Source organism: Iodobacter violaceini, assembly GCF_011601265.1.
Taxonomy (GTDB): Bacteria; Pseudomonadota; Gammaproteobacteria; order Burkholderiales; family Chitinibacteraceae; genus Iodobacter; species Iodobacter violaceini.
Window position 1 is genome coordinate 81,024 of the sequence record NZ_JAAOLX010000014.1, and the last position, 6,873, is coordinate 87,896.

Below are 6,873 nucleotides of genomic sequence, written 5' to 3' on the forward strand. Positions count from 1 at the left end.
GCGTATTAACAATTAAAAACAGTTAAATAATCAAGGAACAACCATGAACTATCGCTACACCCGTGCTTATCTTGGCCCCATTCAGGCTGTTATTTTTGACTGGGCTGGCACTGTGCTGGATTTTGGCTCTTTTGCGCCGACTCAGGTTTTGATCGAGGCTTTTGCGGGCTTTGGTATCGATATTTCTCTTGCCGAGGCTCGCGTGCCGATGGGAATGGCTAAATGGGATCATATCAAGGCGCTGGGCCAGTTGCCGGCGGTGGCCGCTCGCTGGCAGGCGAAGTTTGATCGCAGCATGACAGATGCCGATGTGGATGCACTGTATGCAGCGTTTATGCCTTTGCAGATTGCCAAAGTGGGCCAGTATTCCCTGCCGATTAATGGTGCGCTTGATGTAATGGCCGCGCTGAGAGTGAAAGGCATCAAAATTGGCAGTTGCACCGGCTACCCGCGCCAGGTCATGAATGCCTTGCTGCCGATTGCCCGTGAGCGCGGCTACGCGCCAGATTGCGTTGTGGCGGCTGATGATCTGAAAGCAGGCGCGCGCCCGGGGCCGTGGATGGCTTTGCAAAATGTAATCGATCTGGCGGTAAGTGATGTAGCCGCCTGCGTGAAAGTGGACGATACGGCCGTGGGGATTGATGAGGGCTTAAATGCCGGTATGTGGACTGTAGGTTTATCCGTGACTGGGAATGAAGTCGGGCTGACCGCTGCAGAGTGGGCCGATTTAAGCCCTGCTGAGCAAGCTAAAAAACGCGCCGTGGCGGTAGAAAAGTTATCACGAGCGGGGGCGCATTATGTGATCGACAGCATTGCGGACCTGCTGCCGGTGTTGGCCGATATTGAAGCACGCATGGCCCGGTCTGAGCGTCCCTGATCTTCATTTGCGACATCTTTTATTTTATATATTGGGAAGGCTCTGATGAGTGAATTTCGCCCCTGGTGGTTTGAGCAGGCCTTGCTAAAAGAAACCCCGCCAGCTGCCGCGCCGCTCAGGCAGGATTTACAGGCCGATGTGTGCATTGTGGGAGGGGGGTATACCGGCTTATGGACGGCGATTTCGCTCAAAATAGCGAAGCCGGAATTAAGCGTGGTGATGATCGAGAAAGATCTCTGCGGCAGCGGGGCGTCTGGCCGCAATGGTGGCTGCCTGCTGACATTGGCGACAAAGTTTTTGACGTTGAAAAGGCTGTTTGGTGAGGCAGAAGCACTGCGTATCGTTAAAGCCTCGGAAGACGCGGTTTATCAGATTGCACAATTTTGCCGCGATCATCAGATCGATGCCGAAGTGCGCGTCGATGGCACACTTTATACCGCCACCAATACCGCGCAGCTGGGCAGTATGGATGGCGTGATGAACGAGCTGGCGCGGCATGGCGCGTCAACTTGGGTGGGCTTGCCCGGGCACGAAGTTAAACTGATGGCAGGTTCGGATCTGCATATTGCAGGTGCTTTTTCACCCGTGGGGGGCAGTGTGCAGCCGGGCTTGCTGGTGCGGGGGCTGGCGCGGGTAGCAAGGGCAATGGGCGTTCAGATTTTTGAAGCCACACCGATGGAGCGCCTGATTGAAGGCGCCAGACCGGTAGTAGTGACGGCGCATGGCAAGATCAGTGCGGGCAGGGTGGTGCTGGCGCTGAATGCCTCGATGGCGACGATGTTTCCGGCCTTATCGCGCAGCATTGCGGTGGTTTCGTCCGATATGATCATCACCGAGCCTTGCCCCGATCTTTTGCAGCGCACCGGCCTTACACGCGGTGTGGCGGTGTGCGATTCACGTATTTTTGTGAATTACTATCGCAGCACCGCAGAAGGGCGATTAATGCTGGGCAAGGGCGGTAATACTTTTTCCTATGGCAACCGGATGCTGGCCGGGTTTGATCAGCCGAGTACTTATCAGCAGTCGCTTACGGATGCCTTCAGACGATTCTTTCCCGCCCTGCAAGACGTGGCGATTGCCGCCTCATGGAATGGCCCTTCTGACCGGTCGGTAACGGGTATTCCATTTTTTGGCAGGCTTAATCAGCATCCGGGTATTTTTTATGGCTTTGGCTATTCGGGTAATGGCGTGGGGCCGGCTTATTTGGGCGGGCAGATTTTATCTTCCCTTGTGCTGGGTGCAGATAATGAATGGACGCGCAGCCCGCTGGTCACGGGCCCAAGAGGCTTTTTTCCTCCTGAACCGATACGCTGGCTGGGTGCCAATATGGTGAGAAACGCCATTCGGCGTAAAGAAAACGCGGAAGACAAAGGCGCACAGCCCTGGCTTTGGGATTGCAAGCTGGCGGGCTTTGCCGCTGCGGCTGGTAAGTCTGATAAAGCCTGAGTAGTTGATATTTAATTTGAGCGCGATGCAGGGCTTGCCCGGCGTTTTTGCCTGCGTTGGTTTTGGGCCGCAGGTGAAAGCGCATATGCAAGCCATAAACCATCACCAATCATCCCAGACCTGTCTGAGGCGAAGCAAGGATAAGTAATGGCATTAGCAATTTTTGATTTAGACGACACATTGATTAATGGTGATAGCGCCAGCCTGTTTTTGCAATTTTTAGTGAATAAAGGTCTGGCTGACGCCAGTATGCTGGCCAAAGAAGCGGAGCTGATGCGGGCCTATCACCAGGGGCTTTTGCAAATGGAAGACTATATGTCTTTTACGCTGCAAGCTTTAAAAGGGCGTCCGGTTGAGGGGGTGGGGCAGTGGGTGGTTGTTTTTATTGAGCAAATGATTGCCCCTGTCGTGTTTGCAGAGGCGCGGCAGGTGATTGAAAAGCACCGCGCCAGGGGCGACAGAGTGCTGATTATTTCTGCAACCGGGGATCATATTGTTGGCCCTGTGGCCCGCTTTCTGGGCGTGGCTGATTATCTTGCTATCGGCCTGGAGAGTGAAGCGGGTGTGTATACGGGGCAGACTAAGGGCGTGTTGACTTACCAGCAGGGCAAGGTGCTGCGATTGCATGACTGGCTGCAAAAAGAGGGTGAAGCTCTGGCGGGCAGTACGGGCTATAGCGACTCAATAAATGATGTGCCATTGCTGCTGGCGGTTGAGCATGCTTGTGTGGTGAATCCAGATTCTGTGCTGTGCGATCAGGCAGCGCAAAAAGGATGGAAAATCTTACATTGGTGTAATGTATTGTAAGTAAGTTGGCTGTGGTGTGGTTTTTTGTGATTATGGTCACATTTTAACCATTGATCTGTTTGCTGAGGTGTTTTTGTTGAATGTTTGGTGATTTTTGGCGCAAAATCAGAAGCATAGCGGGGGTTTGTAGTTTTTTTGCCGATTAAATCATGTAAGAAAATAAGCATTTAATTGTGCTAAAGTTACCTTTATTTTTGTCGATAGATGTGGTTCATGATGGTATTTGCTGCTTATTTAAATAAAAATCACATTTTTACAAATAAGTAAACAATATTTCTTGTAAGCTTTTGTGGAAGATTAGAGCGTAAATCAGTGCCTAAGTCTGCAATTGTGGTTTGAAGTTACTCTTCAGGAAGAAAAAAATGAGCTATATCACTGCACTGTCGACGGCACAGGTTGCTGCACTGACAACCCAGCAAATCGCTGGATTTACGACCGCAGATATAGCGGAATTTTCTACCAGCCAGTTTGCAGCATTAACTACAGCGCAGATTGTGGTGCTGACCACTTCGCAAATCAGCCGTGGCTTAACCACTGATCAGGTCGTGGCGCTCACCACCGCTCAGGCGCAAGTCTTAACCACACGCCAGATTGCCGCCCTGACCAGCACAAGTCTTGCGGCCCTTGAGACACGCGATCTTGTTGTGCTGAGTACTTCCGGTATTGCCACGCTCTCCAGCACGCAAGCCAGAGCGCTGACCACCGCTCAGGTTAATAATCTGACTACCGATCAGGTGCTTGCCCTGACTACCACGGTTGTGGGAAGTGGGTTCAGCACAGATCAGATCGTTGCATTGACCACGGCACAGGCTGCGGTGCTGACATCCCGCCAGGTGGCCGCACTTTCTACTACTAATATCGCCGCACTTGAAACACGTGATTTAGCCGTGATCAGCACTCAGGGCGTGGCGGTGCTGTCCAGTGCACAAATCAGAGCACTGACAACTGATCAGGTTGCGCATTTAACAACGGATCAGGTGGTTAACCTGAATACGTCATCTTTAAGTGGCCTAACGACGGATCAGGTTGTTGCTTTCACCACGGCACAGGTGACCGAGCTGACTTCCCGCCAGGTAGCCGCACTTTCAACAACAAATATTGCTGCACTTGAAACCCGTGATGTGGCTGTGCTGACGACGACATCCGTAGCCGCAATGACCACCAGCCAGGTCAGGGCGCTGACCAGCGATCAGGCGGTTGCGCTGACCACAGATCAGGCCGCAACGCTGTCTTCATCACAAATTGCTGCACTCTCCACCACTAGTGTTGCCGCTCTGGAAACACGTGATGTGGTGGTGCTTAATACCAGTGGTATCGCTGCTTTAAGTACCGCTCAGGTCAACGCAATGACCACCGCACAAGTGACTAATCTGACCACGGATCAGGTGGTGGCGTTAAATACCGCGGCGCTGGCAAGTGGCTTAACAACAGATCAGATTGTTGCTTTGAATACAGCCCAGGCCGCTGTGCTGACCACCCGCCAGGTGGCCGCGTTGTCCACCAATAATGTGGCCGCGCTGGAAACGCGAGATCTGGTGGTGCTGAGCACCGCGGGTGTTGCAGTATTATCCAGCACGCAAGCCAGAGCGCTGACCACTGCTCAGGTTAATAACCTGACCACCGATCAGGTGGTTGCCCTGACGACCACGGCAGTAGGCAGTGGCTTAACTTCAGATCAGGTGGTTGCATTAAATACGGCCCAGGCTGCCGTTTTAACCACACGCCAGGTCGCGGCGCTTTCTACTACTAATGTTGCCGCACTCGAAACCCGTGATTTAGCCGTGGTCAGTACGCAAGGCGTGGCTGTATTGTCCAGTGCGCAAGTCAGAGCGCTGACGACCGATCAGGTCGCTCACTTAACAACTGATCAGGCCGTCAATATCAGTACCACCGCCCTGGGCGGTTTGACGACTGATCAGGTTGTGGCGCTGACTACTGCACAGGCCACAGAGCTGACTTCCCGCCAGGTGGCCGCACTTTCAACAACAAATATTGCGGCACTTGAAACCCGTGATGTGGCTGTGCTGACGACGACATCCGTAGCAGGAATGACCACCAGCCAGGTCAGGGCGCTGACCAGTGATCAGGCGGTTGCGCTGACCACAGATCAGGCTTCAACGCTGTCTTCATCACAAATTGCCGCACTCTCCACCGGCAGCGTTGCCGCACTGGAAACACGCGATGTAGTCGTGCTCAGAACCAGCGGTATTGCCGTATTAAATACGGCCCAAGTGAATGTCATGACCACCGCCCAGGTGGCGAATCTGACGACCGATCAGGTTGTGGCGCTGAATACAGCTGCATTTTCAAGCGGGCTGACCACTGATCAGGTTGTCGCCCTGACTACGGCCCAGGCCGCTGTGCTGACCACCCGCCAGGTGGCCGCGTTGTCCACCAATAATGTGGCCGCACTGGAAACCCGTGATCTGGTGGTGATCAGCACGGCTGATGTTGCTGTTTTGTCCAGCACGCAAGCCAGAGCGCTGACCACTGCTCAGGTTAATAACCTGACCACCGATCAGGTGGTTGCCCTGACGACCACGGCAGTAGGCGGTGGCTTAACTTCAGATCAGGTGGTTGCATTAAATACGGCCCAGGCTGCCGTTTTAACCACACGCCAGGTCGCGGCGCTTTCTACTGCTAATGTTGCCGCACTCGAAACCCGTGATTTAGCCGTGGTCAGTACGCAAGGCGTGGCGGTATTGTCCAGTGCGCAAGTCAGAGCGCTGACGACCGATCAGGTCGCTCACTTAACAACTGATCAGGCCATCAATATCAGTACCACCGCCCTGGGCGGTTTGACGACTGATCAGGTGGTGGCGCTGACTACTGCACAGGCCACAGAGCTGACTTCCCGCCAGGTGGCCGCACTTTCAACAACAAATATTGCGGCACTTGAAACCCGTGATGTGGCTGTGCTGACGACGACATCCGTAGCAGGAATGACCACCAGCCAGGTCAGGGCGCTGACCAGCGATCAGGCGGTTGCGCTGACCACAGATCAGGCCTCAACGCTGTCTTCATCACAAATTGCCGCACTTTCCACCGGCAGCGTTGCCGCACTGGAAACACGCGATGTAGTCGTACTCAGAACCAGCGGTATTGCCGTATTAAATACGGCCCAAGTGAATGTCATGACCACCGCCCAGGTGGCGAATCTGACGACCGATCAGGTTGTGGCGCTGAATACAGCTGCGTTTTCAAGCGGGCTGACCACTGATCAGGTTGTCGCCCTGACTACAGCCCAGACCGCCGTTCTGACCACCCGTCAGGTGGCCGCGTTGTCCACCAATAATGTGGCCGCACTGGAAACGCGTGACCTGGCCGTTGTCACCACCTTGCCGGTTGCCGTTCTTTCAAGTAACCAAGTTCGGGCATTAACGACAGCGCAAGTGGCTAATTTAACGACCGATCAGGCGGTTCAGTTAACAACCGCGTCGCTCTTGGGGCTGACTACAGATCAAATTGCTGCACTGACTACTGCACAGGCTGCCGCTCTGACCTCAAGCCAGGTTGCTGCCTTCACTACCACTAATATCGCAGCACTCGAAACGCGCGATCTGGCCGTGATCAGCACGCTGGCGATTGCTGCACTTTCCAGCGCTCAGATCAGAGCACTGACCACCGATCAAGTGGCGCATCTGACCACGGATCAGGTTGTCAATATCAAGACCAGCTCGCTGGCGGGCTTAACCACCGATCAGGCGGTGGCGCTGACCACGGCACAGGCTGTCGAGCTGACC

4 protein-coding genes are annotated in these 6,873 nt (G+C 54.1%); all 4 read left to right on the plus strand.

Going from position 1 to position 6,873, the window contains the following annotated elements; translation table 11 throughout:
• The first annotated feature begins 43 nt into the window (after positions 1 to 43).
• Positions 44 to 877 (plus strand): phosphonoacetaldehyde hydrolase, encoded by an 834-nt coding sequence (phnX, locus tag HA050_RS20130; protein WP_166830121.1) that lies wholly within the window; start codon positions 44 to 46, stop codon positions 875 to 877.
• Positions 878 to 922: 45 nt separating this feature from the next.
• On the plus strand, positions 923 to 2,323 hold the full coding sequence (locus HA050_RS20135) for an FAD-dependent oxidoreductase (protein WP_166830124.1): 1,401 nt from the start codon (positions 923 to 925) through the stop codon (positions 2,321 to 2,323).
• A gap of 147 nt (positions 2,324 to 2,470) precedes the next feature.
• Positions 2,471 to 3,130 (plus strand): HAD family hydrolase, encoded by a 660-nt coding sequence (locus HA050_RS20140; protein WP_166830126.1) that lies wholly within the window; start codon positions 2,471 to 2,473, stop codon positions 3,128 to 3,130.
• Positions 3,131 to 3,492: 362 nt separating this feature from the next.
• The coding region (locus tag HA050_RS20145) for a beta strand repeat-containing protein (RefSeq protein WP_332841476.1) at positions 3,493 to 6,873 on the plus strand (3,381 nt) is incomplete at its 3' end.